The sequence below is a fragment of the Actinacidiphila yanglinensis genome (assembly GCF_900107965.1).
Lineage (GTDB): Bacteria > Actinomycetota > Actinomycetes > Streptomycetales > Streptomycetaceae > Actinacidiphila > Actinacidiphila yanglinensis.
Genome location: NZ_FNVU01000019.1, coordinates 90,855 through 110,473, shown reverse-complemented (window position 1 = coordinate 110,473; position 19,619 = coordinate 90,855). Strand labels below are relative to the sequence as shown.

Here is a 19,619-nt window from a genome sequence, read left to right as displayed (position 1 = left end):
GGGACTGTCACACCCGCCCGCCCGTCGGTGTCTTCATGCCGCACACGTACACACCTACGAGGAGGACACCATGTCCGTACGCGTCCAGCAGGCGGAAGTCACCGACACCGAGCTCAGGAAGATGATGATCGAGCAGTTCGGCGTCGTGCCCGACAACGTGGCGGTGCTGTGGAACAGCCCCGCGGTCGCGCTGTCCAACCTGGAGTTCGGAGGCAAGGTGGGCGGGTGGGACGCGGTCGACGAGAGCCTCAAGTCCTTCGCGCACATGGCCGTCGCGGCGCAGGTCGGCTGCAGCTGGTGCCTGGACTACGGCTTCTTCCACGCGCAGAACCAGAACCTGGACATGGCCAAGGCCGTCGAGGTGCCGCGCTGGCGGGAGTCGGACGTCTTCGCACCGCTGGAGCGGGACGTGCTGGAGTACGCCGAGGCCATGACGAGCACGCCGCCGACCGTCACCGACGAGCTGTCCGCGAGGCTGCTCGACCGGCTCGGTCCGGCGGCGCTGGTCGAGCTCACCGCGTTCGTCTCCTTCGCCAACATGGCCACTCGGGCCAACACGGCGCTCGGCATCGAGTCGCAGGGCTTCTCCGCCGCGTGCGCGGTCCCGGCCCCCGGCGTCGGGAACTCCGGCGTGGCGTCGGCCGTATGACCGCGGATCCGTTCGTCGCCCACCGCAGCCTGCTGTTCACGGTCGCCTACGAGATGCTCGGCTCCGCGGCCGACGCGGAGGACGTGCTGCAGGAGTCCTGGCTGCGGTGGGACGGCGTCGACCGCGCGCAGGTGCGCGACCCCCGCGCGTACCTCGTGCGGATCGTCACCCGGCAGGCCCTCAACCGGCTGCGCACGCTGTCCCGCAGCCGCGAGGAGTACGTGGGGGAGTGGCTGCCCGAACCGCTGCTGACCAGCCCCGACATCGCCGAGGACGTCGAACTCGCGGAGAGCGTCTCGATCGCGATGCTGACCGTGCTGGAGACGCTCGGGCCCACGGAGCGGGCGGTGTTCGTGCTGCGCGAGGTCTTCGAGATGCCGTACGGGGAGATCGCCGCGACCGTCGGCAAGTCCCCGGCCGCCGCACGGCAGATCGCCCGCCGGGCGCGCGAGCACGTCGCGGCCCGGCGGCCGCGGGTGCGGGTGAGCCGGTCGGAGCAGCAGGAAGTGGTGGGGCGGTTCCTGGCCGCGCTGCGGACCGGGCACCTGCAGGAGCTGATGGAGGTGATGGCGCCGGACGTGGTCATGATCGCCGACGGCGGCGGGGTGGTGGCCGCCGCGCTGGCCCCGGTCCTGGGTGCCGCGCTCGTCGTGCCGTTGCTCGCGCGGGCGAGCCAGGTGGTGGCCGGGTTCGACACGACGGGCGTCTGGCTCAACGGGGAGCCCGCCGGCCGGCTCGAGTTCGACGGCGAGCCGTCGGCGGTGAGCGTTGTGGTGGAGGACGGGCTGATCACGCGGATCTACGTGGTCAGGAACCCGAGCAAGCTGACGCGGCTGGACGACCCCGCCGAGCTCGCCCGGTAGGCGGGCCGCCACGGCGCCTCCGGCCGGGGACCCTTACCGGCCGGACGCCGCGGCCGGCTCTGCGGCGGCGACCGGTCCCGCGGGGGCGGGAACGACGTCGGCGACCACGCAGCTGACGTTGTCCGGGCCGCCGGACCCGTTCGCCAGGGCGATGAGGTCGCGGACGGCCTGCGCGGGTTGTTCGACCTCGCTCAGCACCCGGCGGATCTCCGCCGGGGGCACCACGGTGGACAGGCCGTCGGAGCAGAGCAGGTACCGGTCCCCGGGCAGGGCGTCCTGCAGCCGGAGTTCGGGTGTGCTGTCGGCGCCGCCGCCCAAGGCGCGGACCAGCAGCGAGCGTTGCGGGTGGGAGGCGGCCTCCTCCGGGCTGAGGCGTCCCTCGTCGACCATCGCCTGCACCATGGTGTGGTCGTGGGTGATCTGGAACAACTCCCCGTCGCGCAGCAGGTGGACGCGGGAGTCGCCGATGTGGACGAGGGCCAGGTGGGAGCCGGTCCACAGCATCGCGGTGAGCGTGGTGCCGGCCTCGGGCGACGATCCTGCGTCGGCGGCGCCGTGCACGGCGTGCCCGGCCAGCTCGACGGCGTCCTCCAGCAGATCCAGGAGGTTCCCCGCCGGGACGTCGCCGCTTTCGAGGTGCTTCAGCGCTTCGACGGCGGCGGCGCTCGCGGGAGCGCCCGCGCCGCCGTAGCCGTCGGCCACGGCGAGCAGCCGGGAGCCGGCGTAGGCGGTGTCCTGGTTGCTCGCGCGGACCAGGCCCCGGTCGGAGAGGGCGGAGTAGCGGATGGCCAGCGGGCCGGTGGTCGAGGACATGGCGGGGTCCTTCCTGGAGAGGTGGTCGACGAGGAAGGTGGCCAGGTCCCGCCGTGCGGCGGTGTCGGCCTCGACCTGGGCCCAGTACGCGCGGATCTCCCGGCCGGCCGCGCCCGCGTCGAGCGCGCAGACGAGCTGGATCCGGGCCAGGGGCATCCCCAGCCGCCGGAGCCAGGCGACCAGCCGGGCCTGTTCCAGTTGTTCCGGTGCGTAGTGGCGGTAGCCGGTCACCGGGTCGACCCGGGCCGGCGCCAGCAGGCCCAGCTCGTCGTAGAGACGCAGCGCCTTCGGCGAGAGCCGGGAGGCCCTCGCGAACGCCCCGATGGTCAGCAACCCCATGCCGTTCCCTCCTCGTACCGGGCCCGTCGCCCGGCCCCACCGATGCTGTGGCTTCCCCCAAGGTGAAGGTCAAGCACCCTGTTCCGCCCTCCCGCCGGTCCCCGCCCGACCCGCAGCCCGCGCCCCATGCTGGCATCCCCACGTGGGGGCCGGGAGGGAGAGAATCCCGGTGCCGTCGGCCAGGACGCCTGCCTGGCGTGTGGTGCATGACCCCCTCGGACGGCCACATCGACGACGACTCAGGCGTGTTCCTCCGCTGCCAGGACAACCCGTCGGTCGGTGTGCGGTTCTGCGACCGGTTCAGCTTCGACCAGGACTCCGTGCACGATGCCGTCGAGGCATGGGCTCCCGGGCTGACCGCTCGCGTCGGCGAAGTGGTGACCTGGTCCTGGGACCGTGACCTCGCGACATTTCTGGACGAGCTGGTCGCGGATTTTCGGGGGTGGAAGGGCGAGCGGACCTGGCAGACCGATGACCGGGACCTGGCTGTCTCAGCCAGGTTCGGCTCCGGCGGCCACATCGGCCTGACCTGGACCCTGCGCCCCTGGCCGGATGCGGCCGGCGGCTGGAACGCCTCGGTGACCACCTGGTTGGAGGCGGGGGAGCAACTGGCGTCCCTCGCGGCCGACATCCGGCACTTCCTCGCGGAATGAGCGGCCGCTACCCGGCCTTCCTCCGCAGAGCTGTTCCGGGACCGGCGAGGCCGAGGGTCATGCCGTGCCGGGGTCGGTGCCGATCGCACCGGCCGAGCGAAGCGAACGCCCGAGGTCTCCGGTGAGGATGCGGGGGTGTCGCCGCCACCACCACAGGCCGGGGTCGGACCGGCTGTGGAACCGGTCGAGTGCTTGGCCGTCGTCGTCGACGGTCGCGGCCTCGAACCGGTCGTCCAGAGCTTTGATCCGCGGGGTCCAGAGCTGCACGAGGTGCTCGTCCAGCAGGAGCCATGCCTCGTACAGCCAGTTCCGGCAGTACAGATCGTTGATGTACTCGTAGATGTCGTCGCCGTAGCCACGCTCGATGACGCTCACCAGGGCGGCCCACGCGTTCACCCTGTCGGCGACCGTGAATGCCGTCCGCCAGCCGCGCCGGCGCAACAGCTCTCCCACCTCGGTTTCTGTAGCCACGACGGGAGGCTCTCACGCCGTACCGGTCCCCTCCTGCCGGTCCTGGGCCTCTGCACCTACGCCATACGTATCGCGCCCAGCCGATGCGGCGCGGCAGTCCCGGGGGAAACAGTTGCAAGCAAGGTGCTTGCAAAAGTTAGCGGGGCGGGGCAGAGTGGGGGGATGGGTGCGTTGAAGGTGGGTGAGCTCGGGGAGTTCCTGCGGGAGCAGCGGCGCAGTGCGCAGTTGAGCCTGCGGCAGCTCGCCGATGCCGCGGGGGTCTCGAACCCGTATCTGAGCCAGATCGAGCGCGGGCTGCGGAAGCCCAGCGCGGAGATCCTGCAGCAGCTGGCCAAGGCGCTGCGGATATCCGCCGAGACCCTCTACGTGCAGGCCGGAATGCTCGATGCGCGGGAGCGCGACGAGTTGGAGGTGCCCGCGGCGATTCTGGCCGACCCGTCGATCAACGAGCGGCAGAAGCAGGTGCTGATCCAGATCTACGAGTCCTTCCGCAAGGAGAACGCCTCGGCGCAGGCCGGAGAGGACCGCTCGGACACGGCAGGGGAGGCGGACCGCGACGAGGCGGCCGCTTCGGTCGTGGCGGGCCGGGCCGCGAAGGCGGCCGGCGACGAGACCTAGCGGGACCGTGGAGCGACAGGACGGGCAAGAGTCATGAGCAAGGAAAACGAAGGAAGAAGAGGACCAATGGCGATCACCGACGACATCGTGAAGGGCCTGCGCAACCCGACCCCGCTGTATGCGGTCGCGGGCACCGCGGACCTGGCTGCCGAGAAGCTGCGGGAGGTGCCGGGGCTGCTGGACAAGCTGCGCGAGCAGGCGCCGGAGCGCTTCGAGAAGCTGCGGGCGACGGACCCGAAGGACGTGCAGCAGCGCGTCACCACGGGGGCGAAGGACGCCCAGAGCAAGCTCAACGAGACGTTCTCCGAGCTGGACCTCAAGGAGCTGCGGGACTTCCGCAAGCTCGGCGAGTCCGTGCAGGGCTTCGCGCTCCAGGGCGTGGGCCGCGCCGCCGAGTACGCGGTGCGCACCCGCGAGACGTATGACGAGCTCGCCGAGCGCGGCAAGGGCGCCATGGCGAAGTGGCGTGGCGATTCGGCCGACGAGATCGTCGGGATCGCCGCGGCCGTGGAGCCGACGACGAAGCCGAAGCCGCAGTCCGCGAAGGCCGAGGAGGACGGTCCGGCCGCGCAGAAGAAGCCGGCCGCCCCGCGCCGTACCACCCCGAAGAAGCCGTCCGACGGGCCCGGCGTGTGACCGGAAGACCGATCGACGGACCGGGCACCGTTGGTGCGCCCGGTCCGTTCGGTGGGTAGGACCGGTACGGTGGCAACGACCTGACAGTGACTGAGGCGGTGGACGACTTGCTGATCACAGCGTTCTTTTCGGTGTTCGGCCTGATCTCGTTGGCGCTCTTCCTCTTCGCGCTCTTCGCGTTCGTGGACGCGGCGATCCGTCGTGAGGACGCCTATCGAGCAGCGGACAAGAACACCAAGGCGTTCTGGCTGATCATCCTCGGCATCGCCGCCGTGGTGATGAAGCTGTTCAGCATCATGTCGTTCCTGCCGCTCATCGGCCTGATCGCGGTGATCGTGTACATGGTCGACGTACGCCCGGCGGTCCGCGGTGTCAGTGGCCGCGGCGGGCGCGGCGGCGGTCGTGGCTTCGGTCGCCGCGGCGGCAGCGGGGGTGGCGGGGGCAGCAGCAGCGACGGCCCGTACGGCCCGTACAACGGCCGGCGCTGACCCGGGCCCGCTCAGGAACCGTCCAGCCGTACAGCGGGGTCCCACCTCTGCGACGGAGCAGCCCGCGTCCTACGGCTGCCGCTCCAGCAGCACCACCGCCACGTCGTCGGTCAGCTCACCACCGTTGAGTTCGCGCACCTTCGCCATCGCCGCGTCCAGCAGTTCCTCGCCGCCGAGCCCGGCGGCCATCAGCTCGCCCGCGAGGGCGACCATGCCCTCCTGGCCGAGCCGCCGCGTGCCCTTGCCGATCCGGCCCTCGATCAGGCCGTCGGTGTAGAGCATCAGGCACCACTCACCGTCGAGCCGCACGCCTATCCGGGTCCAGGACGCGTCCGGCAGCAGCCCGAGCGCCGGTCCGCCCTCCTCGTACGGCAGCAGCGCCGGCGGGGCACCGGGCGCGGCGAGCATCGGCGCCGGGTGCCCGGCGAGGTGAAGCTCGGCCGAGTGGCCGTCCGGCGCGATGTCGACCGTGCACAGCGTGGCGAAGATCTCCTCGTCGGCGCGCTCGTGCACCAGCACGTCCTGCATGGTGCGCAGCAGTTCCTCCCCGGCCACTCCGGCGAAGGTCAGCGCGCGCCAGGCGATGCGCAGTTCCACGCCGAGCGCGGCCGCGTCCGGGCCGTGCCCGCACACGTCGCCGATCATCGCGTGCACCGTGCCGTCGGGGGTGCGCACCGTGTCGTAGAAGTCGCCGCCGAGCAGCGCCCGGCTCCGGCCGGGCCGGTAGCGCGCGGCGAACCGCAGCCCGGTGGCGCCCTCCAGCAGCGGGGTGGGCAGCAGCCCGCGCTCCAGCCGCCGGTTCTCCTGGGCGAGTAGCCGGGTCTCGGTGAGCTGGCGCTGTGCGAGATCGGCCCGCTTGCGTTCCACCGCGTACCGCACCGCGCGGGTGACGTTGCCGCCGTCCACGTCGTCCCGCAGGAGGTGGTCCTGCGCGCCGACCCGTACGGCCTCGGCAGCCGCCTCACCGTCGTCGGTCCCGTCGGTGAGGACCAGCACCGCGGTGCCCGGCGCCAGCCGCGTCACCTGCCGGAGGCTGACCAGCACGTCCGGCAGGTCGAGCAGGATGCAGTGCACGTCGTCGCTGAGCAGCCGCCCGGCCGCGGTCAGGTTGCGGGCCCGCAGCACGCGGATGCGCGGGCCGCCCGGCTCGTGGAAGTACGGCGCGGTGAACGCGCCCGCCGGGTCGTCGCCGATCACCAGCAGGGTCAGGACGAGCGGGTCGGGGACGGTGTCCTGGCGCTGCCGGGGGAGCGCGACGGACGGGGCCGGATCGCCGCGGTCCGGAGCCGCGCCGGGCGCCCCGCCGGGCGCTCCGCCGGGTCCTCCGACCGGCGCACCGCCGGGTGCCGCGTTCGGTTGCGTCGAGGCGTCCGCGGGCACGCCTTCGCGACCCTCGGCACCGTGATCGGTGACTGAGGGCCGTTCGGTGCCGCGCCTGGCAGCGGACATCACTCGGCTCCTTCCCTCCCCAGGGGGGCTCGGTCTGGTGACCCTAGTGGCTCAAGAGGGCGTGACGGGAGGGCCAAAAGTGAAGAGCGAGTGTCATATGCCATGATCGGCGGGCGTTTTGGGCAGCAATGCGGGCATCCGCGCATGACCAAGGTCACCCGTGAGAGGTGCAACCATGTGGCGCACGCGACCCTCTTCCGGGTCCACGCCGCGGACGCGGGTGCGGCGTGAGGGTCGCGCCGCCATCCCCTCACCAGCCCCTCACGATCTCCTCACGGCGCGACGGACGACCACGCGAGCGTGATCTCGCCCTGCCGCCAGCGGGTGGGACCGTCGAGGACCGGCCAGCCCTGGGCGCGCAGGTCGCGGACGGCGGCGATCCAGCGCTGGCGGGCGCCGAGGGAGGACAGCGGCGCGGCGGAGGCCCAGGCGCGGTCGAAGGCCGTGAGGAAGGCGTGCACCGGTTCGCCCGGGACGTTGCGGTGGATGAGCGCCTTGGGCAGGCGTTCGGCCAGGTCGGAGGGGCGGTGGAGGGAGCCGAGCCGGGTCGCGAAGGTGACGCTGCGCGGGCCCTCGGGGCCGACCGCGATCCAGACGTGGCGTCGCCCGATCTCGTCGCAGGTTCCTTCGACGAGGAGGCCGCCGGGCGCCAGCCGGGCCCGGAGCGCCGCCCAGACGCCGGCGACCTCGGCCTCGTCGTACTGGCGCAGGACGTTCGCCGCCCGGATCAGCAGGGGACGGCGCCCGCCCGGCAGCGGGAGCTCGAAACCGCCGTGCACGAAGGTCAGCCCGTCGCGGGTACAGGGGAGCGCCGCGGCCACCCGGGCGGGGTCGATCTCGACGCCGACCACCTCCACGTCCGGGCGGACCCGGCGCAGCCGCGCCAGCAGCTCGACGGCGGTCCAGGGCGCGGCGCCGTACCCGAGGTCGACGGCAAGCGGGTCGGCGGCGCCGCGCAGTTCCCCTGCGAGGGTGGCGGCCGTCCAGCGGTCCATCCGGCGCAGGCGGTTCGGGTTGGTGGTGCCCCTGGTCACCGTGCCCACCGTCCGCCCGCCGTTCATGGGACGAGGGTAGACGAGCGTGAGGGGGCCGACCCGGGGCATCCGCATGGCTGGGGCACCCGCGAACACCCGCACCCGCGAACACCCGCACCCGTGAGGACCCGCACCCGCGGTGCCGCGAGTACCCGCACCCCTGAGGACCCGCACCCGCGGTGCCCGTGCCGCGCTCGCGGCTCCCACATCCCCGTACCCCTGCACCCCCGGACCGCCCGCGCACCGTAACGACCCGACATCGGTTCCCCGGATCGGAAATGGAATCGCACATTCCGATGTTGAGCGAGGTTGACGACGGGGGTACGGCTGCCGGAAGGATCGCATGGTGACCACGTACACGTCCCGGCTCGGCGCTCGCCGCGGAGCCCCGCACAAGCGGTGGACGGTCGGGCGCCGGGTACGGAGGGTGGCGATGCTGAGCGTGCACACCTCCCCCCTGCACCAGCCGGGTACCGGTGACGCCGGCGGTATGAACGTGTACATCGTGGAACTGGCCAAGCGGCTGGCCGAGCGGGACATCGAGGTGGAGATCTTCACCCGGGCCACCACCGGCGGGGCGCCCCCCACCGTGGAGCTGACCCCCGGCGTGCTGGTCCGGCACGTGGACGCGGGCCCGTACGAGGGGCTCGCGAAGGAGGAGCTGCCCGCGCAGCTGTGTGCCTTCACCCACGGGGTCATGCAGGCGTGGGCCGGGCACCGCCCGGGCCACTACGACCTGGTGCACTCGCACTACTGGCTGTCCGGCCATGTCGGCTGGCTGGCCGCCGAGCGCTGGGGCGTGCCGCTGGTGCACGCCATGCACACCATGGCCAAGGTGAAGAACGCCGCGCTGGCCGCCGACGACTGCCCCGAGCCGACCGCCCGGGTGATCGGCGAGACGCAGGTGGTCGCGGCCGCGGACCGGCTGATCGCGAACACCGACGAGGAGGCCGCCGAGCTGGTGCGGCACTACGACGCGGCGCCCGGGAAGGTCGCCGTCGTCCACCCCGGGGTCAACCTCGACCGCTTCCGGCCCGACCACGACGGCAGGGCGGCCGCCCGGGCCCGGCTCGGCCTGCCGCGGGACGCGGTCATCCCGCTGTTCGCCGGCCGGATACAGCCGCTGAAGGCGCCCGACGTGCTGGTCCGCGCCGTGGCGGTGCTGCTGGAGCGCGACCCCGCGCTGCGCGAGCGGCTGGTCGTGCCGATCGTCGGCGGGCCGAGCGGCAGCGGCCTGGCCAAGCCCGAGGCGCTGCACAAGCTGGCCGCGCGGCTGGGCGTGTGCGACGTCATCCGGTTCCAGCCGCCGGTGGACCAGGCGCGGCTCGCGGACTGGTACCGCGCGGCGACGGTGCTGGTCATGCCCTCCTACAGCGAGTCCTTCGGCCTGGTCGCGATCGAGGCGCAGGCCTGCGGCACCCCGGTGGTCGCCGCCGCGGTCGGCGGGCTGCCGGTCGCGGTCGCCGACGGGCGCACCGGCTTCCTCGTCCCCGGCCACGACCCGCGCGACTACGCCGAGGTGCTGCGCCGTTTCGTCGACCACCCGGATCTCGCGGACCGGCTCGGCGGGGCCGCGGCCCGGCACGCCCGCGGCTTCGGCTGGGACACCGCGGCGGCGGACACGGCCGAGGTGTACGCGGCAGCGCAGCACGAGCACCGTCGTCACCTACGATCGGCCCATGGCTGACGCTTCCCCCGTGCCCCCGGACGACAGCACCCCCTCCTCGCCCGCCGCCCGTGCCCGGGCGGCGGTCGAGCAGGCACTCCGCGAGGCCGAACTCCCCTGGGAGTCACCCCGCCCGGGCACCTACGTCACCCAACTCCCGGGCACCCGGAAGCTGTCCACGACCACCCAGCTCATCGTCGGCGAGCACACCCTCTCCCTCAACGCCTTCGTGATCCGCCATCCCGACGAGAACCACGAGGCGTTCCACCGCTGGCTGCTCGAACGCAACCTGCGGACGTACGGCGTCGGTTACGCGATCGACCGGCTCGGCGACGTCTACCTCACCGGCCGGCTGCCGCTCGCCGCGGTCACCCCGCCCGAGGTGGACCGCCTGCTCGGCGCGGTGCTGGAGAACGCGGACGGCTCCTTCAACGTCCTGCTCGAACTCGGCTTCGCGGCGGCGATCCGCAAGGAGTACGCCTGGCGGGTGGCCCGCGGGGAGTCCACCCGCAACCTGGACGCGTTCACCCACCTGACCGAACCGACCGTCGGGGGCTGATCCGTCGGTCCTGCCGCGTATGATCCGCGCAGGCTGTGCGGGGGCGCAGCGGCACCGGATGGACCTGGGGTGGGGGCAACATGGGGTTTCGACGGCGTTTTTCCGTGCTCGTGGCGGTGGTGATCGGGGCCGCCGGACTGGTCCCGCTGTCCGCGGCGGCGGACGAGCCGGTGCCGGACCTGTACGTCGACACGGCGAACTGCAGCGATGCGGGGGCGGGTACGCAGGCGACGCCGTTCTGCACGGTCCAGCGGGCCGCGGACGTGGTGGAGCCGGGCCAGACCGTGCACGTCCTGCACGCCGACCACGACGGGACCACGGTCACCCTCGCTCGGTCCGGCACCGCCGACGCGCCGATCTCCTTCGTGGGAGTCCCGGCCGCGCGCGCCGACAAGGACACGTCGCAGCTGTTCGTGAACGCGGCGGGGAAGGCCGCACTCGTGCTCTCCGGCGTGCACCACGTCCGCATCTCCGACCTGTCCGTTCGCAGCGCGCAGGGCGACGGCATCGAGGTGCGCGGTTCCAGCGACCTCACGTTCGACACGGTGTCGATCACCGGCGTGAGCGACGGGGAGTCGGCGGCGTTCTCCGTCGACGGGTCGTCCTCGGACGTATCGCTGACCCGTGACTTGACGGCGCCCTATCGGGCGACCGGCGGGACCTCCACGGGCGGGACCGGTGGAGGTCCCGCCGTCGTCATCGCCGCCGGGGCGCAGAACGTCACCATGGCGAGCAGCGTGTTCGCCACCATCCGGGCCGGTGGGGTGTACGCCGATGGTGTCCACGGGCTCACGCTCACCGGGAACACCTTCGGGGGTGTCCCGTGCGCCGCCGGGCTCACGCTCGGCGGGGGAACCAGCGGCACGATCGAGAACAACGTGCTGCAGTCGGCCGCGCCGATCGGCGATCCACCGTGCGCCGCAGCCCCGCTGGTGAGCGTCGCGGCCGACACCACTGGCACCGTGAGCCTGGACTACAACGCCTTCAATGCCACCGCCCCCCGGTTCGCGTACTCCTGGGGCGGCACGGACTATCAGACGGCCGCCGACTTGGCGGCCGCGGCGCCCGGCCAGGCCCAGCACGACATCGCCTTCACCGGCTCGGCGAACTCCGCGCCCGCGGACGACTCACCGCTGACCGACTCCGGCGACGCGCACGCACCCGGCATCACGGCACGGGACTTCCTGGGCGAGCCGCGGTCGACGGACGACCCGAACACGCCGGACACCGCCAGCGGCACCGTCGACCGGGGCGCGTACGAGGCACAGAGCGTGCTGGACCCGGGGGCGACCTACAGCCGCGCATCCGGTCTGGCGCCCGTCGACTTCACCGTCACCGCCGCACCGATCGACAGTTGGGGCGAGGCGGTCAGCACGACGGTGGACTTCGGGGAAGGGGCCGGACCCGAACCGGCCGTGGACGGCACGGCCTCGCACGTCTTCACCGCCACCGGAGTGCACACGGTGACCACGACGGTCACCAACAGCGACGGGCAGACGGCCAGCACCACCACGACGGTGAAGGTGGCGACGCCCACCGCACCGAAGGTGACCCTGACGGAGTCCGCCGGGCCGAACGACGGCAGCGACGTCTACCCGGACACCGCCGCCATCGCGATCGACACGGGTGGCGACAACTGGGAGATCCCCGACGCGCAACTGGGGTTCGGCAACGGCATCGACCAGGACGTCGCCGACCGGAGCGGGTGGCAGTACTCCTACACCAAGTCGGGGGTGTACACCGCCACGTACCTGGGTCTCGACATCGCCGGCCGTCACCTCAGTGCGTCCGTCACCTTCGCCGTCGGTGACCTCGTGCTTCCGCTGCCCCCTCAGCGCGTCTACGACACCCGCACCAGCGGGCACCACAAGATCGCCGCGCACAGTACCCTCACGCTCCCGTGGACCCAGCTCGGTGCCGGCGGCTACCCGAGCCCGCATGGCGTCTACCTGAACGCGACGGTGACGGGCGCGACCGCGAGCGGCTACCTGACCGTGTACCCGGACAGCACCTCCCGGCCGGCCTCCTCCACGCTCAACTTCGGCGCCGGGAAGACTGTCGCCAACAGCGTGCTGGCCCACACCGGCCAGGAGTGGGAGGTCGAGTTCTACAACGGCAGCAGCGAGAGTATCGACCTGGTCCTCGATCGGGTCGGCCTGGAGGTCGCCCCGAATTCGGAGAACGGCCCGCAGGGCGGCACGTACTCGCCTGTCGGCCCGACGCGTCTGCTCGACACGCGCAACGCGACGGGAGCGCGCCAGGGTGCTGTGGCCGGCAAGAGCGAGTTGACGTTCACCGCGGCGGGGGTGCAGGGGGTGCCGGCCGACGCCACCGCCGTGGTGCTGAACGTCGCGGCCACCGACACCAAGGCGAGCGGATACCTCGGTGTCTACGGGCACGGGACCACCTTCCCGGGCAACTCCGACGCCAACTGGTCCGCCGGGCAGACCGTCTCCGACCTGGCCCTGGTGTCGCTCACCGACGGCAAGGCCGTGGTGCACAACGGCAGTAGCGGCAGCGCGGACTTCGTCGCCGACGTGGTCGGCTACTACCAGGACCGCGGCCACGCCTCCGTCGAGGTGTCCACCCCGCAGACCCGCGTGCTGGACACCCGCGACGGTACCGGCCGGCAGGGCCTCGCCGGCGAGGTCGGTGCGCGCGCGACCGTCAAGCTCAAGGTCACGGGGGTGAACGGAGTGCTGCCCACCGGTGTCACGGCCGCAGAGCTGAACCTCACCGTGCAGCACCAGACGAAGAACGGCTACATCACCGCCTATCCCGACGGCACCACCCGTCCGACCGCGGCCAGTGTCAACTTCAGGGCCGGCACGACCGTCGCCAACGCCGCTGTGCTGCCGGTCGGGAAGGACGGCGAGATCGACTTCTACAACGGCAGCGACGCGCCGGTGGATCTGATCGTGGACCAGTCGGGCTTCTACTGCACCTACTCTGCCTGACCGCCCGCGTCTTCCCGCCGGGCGTCCCCGTGCGTATCGTGACGCGGGATGTGGCTGGACTTGTGGGTGAACCTTGTTCTGATACGTGAACAGGTGGAGGGTGGGCGCCATGGCGGAGGACCCGGGCGGGCTGTGGGCGGAGTTCGCGGCGAATCCGTACGCGCACCCGCAGATCCCGTACGTGGCGCAGGCGGGCTGCGCGGACGGGGCGACGGACTTCCCGCGGCATGAGGCGCGGCTGGTGCGGGTCGAGGAGTACGGCGCCCGGGCGGACGGCTCGGCGGACGCCGCACCCGCGATCAACCGGGCGCTGCGGGAGGTGGGGGAGTCCGGCGGGGGCACGGTCCTGCTCGGCCCGGGCACCTACCGGATCGACGACGTGGTCCAGGTGGGCTGGAGCGACACCACGCTGCGGGGCGCGGGCAGCGGGCGGACCAGGCTCTCCGCCACCCGCCCGCTGGAGGAGATCGTCGGCCAATACGGCAGCAGGTACGGCGGCGACAAATCCAGCTGGTCGTGGGCCGGCGGCCTGGTCTGGATGTGCCCGGCGGACCGCTACCGCGAGCTGACCGGCGCGATACGCGCGCGCGACTGGCCGTTCGAGGGCTGGACCGGCAACCGGCGTACGCACTGCGCACCGCTCGCCCGGGTCATCGCCGAGTCCCGCCAGGGCGGTTGGAGCGTGCGGGTGGACGACCCGGCGTCGCTGCGGCCCGGCGACCGCGTCCTGCTCCGCTACGCCGACGACCCCTCCCACGGCCTGCTGCGGCACATGGCCGGGGACACGGAGGGCGCGGCGTCGTACGACTGGTCGGACCGGACGAAGCTGCTGTCGTACGTGCCGTACGAGTGGCCCGCGCGGATCGCATCCGTCAGCGGGCACGAGGTGCGGTTCGACCGGCCGCTGCCGCTGGACACCCGGCCGCAGTGGCAGCCGACCCTGACCGTGTGCGTGCCGCCGCTGACCGGCTCCGGGGTGGAGGGCCTGACGATCGCCACGGCGGCCGGCGCGCAGGGGCCGCACCTGCTGGACCGGGGCTGGAACGGCCTTGCGGCGCAGTGCACTTGGGACTGCTGGGTGGACGACGTGCACGCGGTCGACGTGGACAACGGCTTCCTCATGGTTGCCGCGAAGGCCACCACCTTCCGGCGGACCCGCGTGTCCGGCCGCGGCTGCCACCATGCCTACGCCTGCCGCGAGGGATCGCACGACAACCTCGTGACCGACTTCGCCGTCGACCGGCGCACCGCCCCGGCCCCGCCCGGCACCCAGACGCACGGCATCAACGTGGAGGGCCTGTCCTCCTACAACGTCTGGGCCGGCGGCCGGATGGAGATGGGGACGTTCGACACGCACCGCGGGCTGCCGTTCGCCTGCGTCCGCACCGACATCACCTGCGAGAACGACGGGCAGCACGGCGGCGACCTCAGCGCCGGCCCGCTGTACGGCGCCCGTTTCACCCACTGGAACATCACCGTCACCAACGGCCGCGCGGGCTGCGTCCGCATCGACGGGATCGCCCCCTTCAGCGCCACGGTCGCTGTCTCGGCGGTCGAGGAGTTCGGCCAGACCGACACCCCCGACTTCGAGGGCCCCCTGCACACCCGCCTCCAGTCCTACGGGACCCCCGGGCCGGCCGCGGACGTCCCCTCCGACCTGTACCGGGCCCAGCGCGAACTGCTGCGCTGAGGTGGGCGGTTGGCGCGGTCTCCCCCCCGGGTCGGCGCGGCGCCCCCGGGTCGGCGCGGCCGGTCAGCGCGGCGTGCCGCGGCGGAGCGCGGCCGTCGCGCGATCGAGCAGGTCGCACAGCGCGGTGCGCTCCGCGGGGCTGAACGCGGCGGCCAACTCCTTCTCCAAGGCGTCCACTTCGCCGTACACCCGGTCGAGCAGCGCGCGGCCGTCGGGCGTGAGCGAGGTGAGCTGGACCTTGGCGTGCGCGGGGGAGGGGGCGCGGCTGATCAGCCCCTTGCCGCCGAGGTTGGTCAGCACCCCGGCCATGCTCTGCTGGGTGACCCCGCACGCGCGGGCGAGTTGGGCGCCGGACCGGCCGTCCTCACGGGAGAGCGCGAGCAGGACGGCGTACTGCGTCATCGCCAGGCCGTAGCGGCGCAGCACCGCCTCGTGGTGGGCGGTCAGCGCCTGCTCGGTCTGTCGAATCCGCGTGCACAGGTACTCCTCCTCGGGGACCTCGGTCGTGGCTCCCATCGGCGCTCACCCTTTCACAGCTTCCTGCGTTGGCTCAGCTTCTTGACTCAGCTTCCTGATACTGCTTGGATTCGAGCCGCGTGAGTATCAGGATACTGAGACAACCCAGGAGGTTGTGACGGATGAAGAGCGTCGAACTCACCGCGGCAGGCGCCTACCGGCTCGTCGAGGCCGAGCAGCCCCGTCCCGGCCCGGGCGAGGTCGCGGTCCGCGTCGCGTGGGCCGGGATCCAGTACGGCGATGTGCTCGTGCGCGACGGCCACTTCCCGGTGCCGCGGCCGTTCGTGCCGGGCTTCGAGGTGGCGGGGCACATCACCGCGGTCGGCGCCGGAGTCGACCCGGCACGTGCCGGCGAGGCGGTGCTCGCGCTGCCGCCCGCGGGCGGGTACGCCGAGGTCGCGGTCGCCCCCGCGGCCCTTGCCGTGCCCGTCGGCGCGGTGTCGTTGCGCGACGCCGCCGGCCTGGGCTGGGGCGGTCCCACCGCGTACGACCTGGTGTACGGCGCGGCCCGGATCCGGCCCGGCGACCGCGTTCTCGTGCACGCCGCCGCCGGCGGGGTCGGCATCCTCGCCGGGCAACTCGCGCGTGCCGCCGGTGCCGCGTCCGTGACCGGGGTCGCCGGTACGCCCGCGCGGGCGGCCCACGCGGCCGGGTTCGGGTACGGACGGACCCTGACCCGGGCGGAGTTCGCCGCCGGAGCCCTCGCCGCGGAGCGCTTCGACGCCGTCCTCGACCCGGTCGGCGGCGCGACCCGCGAGGCGAGTCTCGCGCTGCTCGCCGACCACGGGCGGCTGGTCGCCTACGGCAGCATCGCGACGTCCGAGCCGGTCCGCGTGGCGTCCGACGAGTTGCTCGCCCGCGGCCTCTCCCTGCTCACCCACAACGGCAACCTGCTCGGCCGCACCCACCCCGAGCGGCTGGCCGCGTCGATGCGTGCCGCGCTGGACCTCGTGGCGGCGGGCGACCTCCGGGTCGGCATCAGTGCCGCGTACGAGCTCGCCGACCTGGCCACCGCGGTCCACCGGCTGGGCGCGGGGGTGACGCTCGGCAAGAGCGTGGTGCGGGTGGCGCCGCCCGCTCCGGACGGGTCCGCGACGGCCGACCGTAAGAGCTGATCACCGGGTGTCCGGCCGGTGCCGGGGCGGTCGAGGGGCGCGGAGGTCATTCCATTACGCTCGGAGGTATGGCTGCTGCTGCGTACAAGCTGATCCTGCTCCGCCACGGCGAGAGCGAGTGGAACGCGAAGAACCTCTTCACCGGCTGGGTGGACGTCAACCTCAACGACAAGGGTGAGAAGGAGGCGGTCCGGGGCGGCGAGCTGCTCAAGGACGCCGGGCTGCTCCCCGACGTGCTGCACACCTCGGTGCTCCGGCGCGCGATCCGCACCTCCCAGCTCGCGCTGGAGGCGGCCGACCGGCTGTGGATCCCGGTCAAGCGCTCCTGGCGGCTGAACGAGCGGCACTACGGCGCCCTCCAGGGCAAGGACAAGGCGCAGACCCTCGCGGAGTTCGGCGAGGAGCAGTTCATGCTGTGGCGCCGCTCCTACGACACCCCGCCGCCGCCGCTCGCCGACGGTACGGAGTTCTCCCAGTCCGACGACCCGCGCTACGCCGTCCTCCCGCCGGAGCTGCGCCCCCGCACCGAGTGCCTCAAGGACGTGGTGCACCGGATGCTGCCCTACTGGTACGACGGCATCGTCCCCGACCTGCTCGCCGGCCGCACGGTCCTCGTCGCCGCCCACGGCAACTCCCTGCGGGCGCTGGTCAAGCACCTCGACAACGTCTCCGACGCCGACATCGCGGGCCTCAACATCCCGACCGGCATCCCCCTCGCCTACGACCTGGACGCCGACTTCCACCCGATCACCCCGGGCGGCACCTACCTCGACCCGGACGCGGCCGCCGCGTCGATCGAGGCGGTCAAGAACCAGGGCAAGAAGTAGCCCTTCAAGCCGACCATGCCCCCGACCTGCGGGTTCTTCCGCGGGGAGGGGGCATGTGTGTGGGGGGCCGTCCACGGCAGTGGCTCGCGGCTGGGAGAACGGCCACCAGATCCTGGGCCGGCGGTACGCGCTAGGGGAGACTGCGCTCGATGAGCGTCCCGTCGGGCCCCATCGAGTAGAAGCGCGGTGGTCCCATGGCTTCCGTGAGCCTTCGCTGCGCCGCTTCTTTCTCGGCCCGAGTCGGACCGCTCGGGTCCCGCACGGTGAAGCCATGAAGCGGGATGCTCTCCGCGTCGATGTCGCCAGGTTCGGGACAGCCCTCCCGTACGAATCCGCAGAGCGCGCGCAGTGCCTCTTCCCCGAGGTCGAGGGGGTGGAAGGCCAGCGGATAGGGCTCGTCGTCCTCCTCGTCCGGCCACGGGAACGACGTCAGCCGGACGGTCCCCGGCCCAGTAGGGCAGTTCGAAGGGGAGCGGATCGCCGATGTTCTCCATGATCCCGCTGTCCGGCGACAGGCTCAGGGAGCGGATGAGCCGTCCGTCCTCCCAGACGGCGAACGCCAGCCAGTCGACCACGCTGTGCATGGCATGCAGGACCAGCCGCCGCCCACGACTCGCCGCGACGAGAGGCTCTCGAAGCTGTGACGGGACATCGATGATCACACCCTGGTCGCAGACGATCTCCACGCCGGACCATCTCGCGGCGTAGACGGTTCCCTCAGGTGGATACACGCCGTCCCCAAGGGTGGAGCCCTGGCCTTCGGTGATCTCCCAGCCCGGGTAGAGACGCCGCATCAGCGCGAACGCCGGTTCTGCCGGAGCTGCTTCCACCTGCCGCAGCAGCTCCGGGACATCCCGTCCGCGTACACGAGCAGGCCGGTCTTGGCCCCCACGGTTCCTCCCCAACAGGCAACGTTCATGCGGTTCGAGACCGTGTCCACCCAGGAGTTGCACGGAGGATGCGGCAGGAACCCCGACGCTCGGCATGCTGGATCCGGGCGCTGACAGCCGCCGCGTGGTGCCGGATCAGACCCTGACGCGGCCGCGGTCCGGGCCGGCATGGACGGGAGAACGGTGACCGTCGGATCGTCGACGCCGCCCATCGGTTGTCGGAGTGGGCCAGTACCGTCGGCCGCGGTCACGCAGCAACCGGGAAGAGGGGCTGGCCATGGGCGCGAGCGGGTGGGACTACGTCACTCCGTACAGGGGAAGTGTCGAGGCGACGCTTGAAGCGTTGCACGAAGAGGTCTTCCAGGAGCGATACGGCGACGGCGAGGAGTACGCGAGCCGTGAGGAACTCTACGAGGACGAGGAGTTCATGGGTGAGGAGGGAACTCATTCGATTCTGGACGTGCGCTGGACAACCGGGTCGACCGTGCCTGACCAGGAGGCGGACTACTTCACAGTCCGCCCGCTGACCAACGCCCGGCTCGTCCATCACTTCGGCACGGATCGCCCGACGGTGGAGCAGTACCAGGACGCGATGGCTCGGGCACACGAGGCCATGAGGACCAGAAATCCCATGGAAGAGGACACGACGTTGCTGGGAGAAGACCGGATGCGCTGGACCGGTGTCTACGTCGTCCTCCACACCGAAGGTCAACCCAGCCACGTCGGATTCTTCGGCTCCTCCGGCGACTGAGCTCCGCGATCGGTCGTCCGCCGGCCGGATGGGAGACCGCGCCGTGAGCCGCCCCTGACGCAACGCCGGCGGCCGATTGGAGAGCGCTGTCGGGCGGGTAGCGGGTCTGGGACAACAGGGAACGGCGTTGGTGGGATGACCTCTACGCGTTGTGCCCAGACGATCTGCTGGTCGAGCTGAACGGTGTGGCGTGGAGCGAGCCGATCACCGCCCTGCTCAAGCGGTACAGGGCCCAGACGCAGTGCCGGGTGCCCCGTGGCCTCGCAGCAGCGGAGCTACGGCAACCGCTTGACGCCCGCGGCACGCCGGTGAACGGGACGACGCTGCTCGGCGCCCGGCGCAAATGTGCCCGGGTGGAAATGAGGGACCGGGCAGCCCTCGTCAGCCCCGCTCGGAACGCACTTTCGTGTTCCCGGTGGAGACCCGGACCCTACCGTAGGCGAAACGCGAAGGCCAGTGCGGGAATGTGATCGATGTAACCGCTCCCCAATTCCGCTGGGTCAATCTGCTTCCGACGGCCGTGGAGAACAGCACGCAGCACCGCCGAAATCAACTTCCGCACCGAACCGCGAGGGCCTGGAGTTTTCGGTTGATACGGGACTTTTTCCGGTCGCCGCACACGGTGTGACGGGCCC

19 protein-coding genes and 1 pseudogene are annotated in these 19,619 nt (G+C 72.3%); 13 read left to right on the top strand and 7 right to left on the bottom strand.

The annotated features are described in order from the left end of the window. The first annotated feature begins 70 nt into the window (after window positions 1-70). Entirely contained in the window at window positions 71-649 is a 579-nt protein-coding gene (locus tag C4U44_RS31885; protein ID WP_103889541.1) for a carboxymuconolactone decarboxylase family protein, read from the top strand. Next, entirely contained in the window at window positions 646-1,512 is an 867-nt protein-coding gene (locus tag C4U44_RS31880; protein WP_103889540.1) for an RNA polymerase sigma-70 factor, read from the top strand. Before C4U44_RS31885 ends, C4U44_RS31880 begins: the two co-directional genes overlap by 4 nt. Window positions 1,513-1,545: 33 nt before the next feature. Here C4U44_RS31880 and C4U44_RS31875 read toward each other — a convergent pair whose 3' ends face one another. Further along, window positions 1,546-2,664, bottom strand: coding sequence for a MerR family transcriptional regulator (locus C4U44_RS31875; RefSeq protein WP_103889539.1), 1,119 nt, complete (start codon window positions 2,662-2,664; stop codon window positions 1,546-1,548). Window positions 2,665-2,870: 206 nt separating this feature from the next. On the opposite strand from C4U44_RS31875, the gene C4U44_RS31870 reads away from it, so the two are divergent. Beyond that, the gene (locus C4U44_RS31870) at window positions 2,871-3,317 is read left to right on the top strand and encodes a DUF6228 family protein (protein ID WP_235032494.1); all 447 of its coding nucleotides are present in this window, start codon (window positions 2,871-2,873) and stop codon (window positions 3,315-3,317) included. A 57-nt stretch (window positions 3,318-3,374) separates the two neighbouring features. On the opposite strand, the gene C4U44_RS31865 is transcribed toward C4U44_RS31870, so the two are convergent. After that, window positions 3,375-3,788: a hypothetical protein gene (locus C4U44_RS31865; protein ID WP_103889538.1), complete on the bottom strand. Its 414-nt coding sequence runs from the start codon at window positions 3,786-3,788 to the stop codon at window positions 3,375-3,377. Window positions 3,789-3,950: 162 nt separating this feature from the next. Between C4U44_RS31865 and C4U44_RS31860 the strand changes: the two genes are divergently transcribed. From C4U44_RS31860 to C4U44_RS31850, 3 genes are all read left to right on the top strand, one after another. Beyond that, window positions 3,951-4,406, top strand: a complete 456-nt coding sequence (locus C4U44_RS31860) for a helix-turn-helix domain-containing protein (RefSeq protein ID WP_103889537.1) — start codon at window positions 3,951-3,953, stop codon at window positions 4,404-4,406. 66 nt (window positions 4,407-4,472) lie between these two features. Then, window positions 4,473-5,042 (top strand): hypothetical protein, encoded by a 570-nt coding sequence (locus tag C4U44_RS31855; RefSeq protein WP_103889536.1) that lies wholly within the window; start codon window positions 4,473-4,475, stop codon window positions 5,040-5,042. Between the two features lie 107 nt (window positions 5,043-5,149). After that, a complete protein-coding gene (locus C4U44_RS31850) occupies window positions 5,150-5,530 on the top strand; it encodes a DUF2516 family protein (protein ID WP_103889618.1) in 381 nt (126 codons plus the stop codon). A 69-nt stretch (window positions 5,531-5,599) separates the two neighbouring features. On the opposite strand, the gene C4U44_RS31845 is transcribed toward C4U44_RS31850, so the two are convergent. Together C4U44_RS31845 and C4U44_RS31840 are read right to left on the bottom strand one after the other, a co-directional pair. Then, on the bottom strand, window positions 5,600-6,979 hold the full coding sequence (locus tag C4U44_RS31845; RefSeq protein WP_103889535.1) for a PP2C family protein-serine/threonine phosphatase: 1,380 nt from the start codon (window positions 6,977-6,979) through the stop codon (window positions 5,600-5,602). A gap of 272 nt (window positions 6,980-7,251) precedes the next feature. Next, window positions 7,252-8,040 (bottom strand): class I SAM-dependent methyltransferase, encoded by a 789-nt coding sequence (locus tag C4U44_RS31840; RefSeq protein WP_103889617.1) that lies wholly within the window; start codon window positions 8,038-8,040, stop codon window positions 7,252-7,254. Between the two features lie 319 nt (window positions 8,041-8,359). On the opposite strand from C4U44_RS31840, the gene mshA reads away from it, so the two are divergent. From mshA to C4U44_RS31820, 4 genes are all read left to right on the top strand, one after another. Then, the gene (mshA, locus tag C4U44_RS31835) at window positions 8,360-9,700 is read left to right on the top strand and encodes a D-inositol-3-phosphate glycosyltransferase (RefSeq protein ID WP_103889616.1); all 1,341 of its coding nucleotides are present in this window, start codon (window positions 8,360-8,362) and stop codon (window positions 9,698-9,700) included. Then, the gene (locus tag C4U44_RS31830) at window positions 9,693-10,238 is read left to right on the top strand and encodes a type III secretion system chaperone family protein (RefSeq protein ID WP_103889534.1); all 546 of its coding nucleotides are present in this window, start codon (window positions 9,693-9,695) and stop codon (window positions 10,236-10,238) included. Before mshA ends, C4U44_RS31830 begins: the two co-directional genes overlap by 8 nt. A gap of 80 nt (window positions 10,239-10,318) precedes the next feature. Next, window positions 10,319-13,195 carry a PKD domain-containing protein gene (locus C4U44_RS31825; RefSeq protein ID WP_103889533.1) on the top strand — a complete coding sequence of 959 codons (2,877 nt, stop codon included), beginning with the start codon at window positions 10,319-10,321 and terminating at the stop codon, window positions 13,193-13,195. A 109-nt stretch (window positions 13,196-13,304) separates the two neighbouring features. After that, on the top strand, window positions 13,305-14,885 hold the full coding sequence (locus C4U44_RS31820; protein WP_103889532.1) for a glycosyl hydrolase family 28-related protein: 1,581 nt from the start codon (window positions 13,305-13,307) through the stop codon (window positions 14,883-14,885). A gap of 63 nt (window positions 14,886-14,948) precedes the next feature. Here the strand turns inward: C4U44_RS31820 and C4U44_RS31815 are convergent, their stop codons facing one another. Beyond that, complete coding sequence (locus C4U44_RS31815) at window positions 14,949-15,401, bottom strand: MarR family winged helix-turn-helix transcriptional regulator (protein ID WP_103889531.1); 453 nt, start codon at window positions 15,399-15,401, stop codon at window positions 14,949-14,951. A 122-nt stretch (window positions 15,402-15,523) separates the two neighbouring features. On the opposite strand from C4U44_RS31815, the gene C4U44_RS31810 reads away from it, so the two are divergent. Both C4U44_RS31810 and C4U44_RS31805 read left to right on the top strand, forming a co-directional pair. Next, window positions 15,524-16,516, top strand: coding sequence for a quinone oxidoreductase family protein (locus C4U44_RS31810; protein ID WP_103889530.1), 993 nt, complete (start codon window positions 15,524-15,526; stop codon window positions 16,514-16,516). A 68-nt stretch (window positions 16,517-16,584) separates the two neighbouring features. After that, window positions 16,585-17,343 carry a phosphoglyceromutase gene (locus C4U44_RS31805; protein WP_103889529.1) on the top strand — a complete coding sequence of 253 codons (759 nt, stop codon included), beginning with the start codon at window positions 16,585-16,587 and terminating at the stop codon, window positions 17,341-17,343. Between the two features lie 130 nt (window positions 17,344-17,473). Here C4U44_RS31805 and C4U44_RS43715 read toward each other — a convergent pair whose 3' ends face one another. Both C4U44_RS43715 and C4U44_RS43710 read right to left on the bottom strand, forming a co-directional pair. After that, entirely contained in the window at window positions 17,474-17,776 is a 303-nt protein-coding gene (locus C4U44_RS43715) for a DUF6928 family protein (protein ID WP_407642923.1), read from the bottom strand. A 52-nt stretch (window positions 17,777-17,828) separates the two neighbouring features. Further along, window positions 17,829-18,329: pseudogene (locus tag C4U44_RS43710) on the bottom strand (DUF6928 family protein); the annotation flags it as partial. Window positions 18,330-18,510: 181 nt separating this feature from the next. Between C4U44_RS43710 and C4U44_RS31795 the strand changes: the two are divergent. Beyond that, a complete protein-coding gene (locus C4U44_RS31795; RefSeq protein WP_103889528.1) occupies window positions 18,511-18,984 on the top strand; it encodes a hypothetical protein in 474 nt (157 codons plus the stop codon). Window positions 18,985-19,619: the final 635 nt, after the last annotated feature.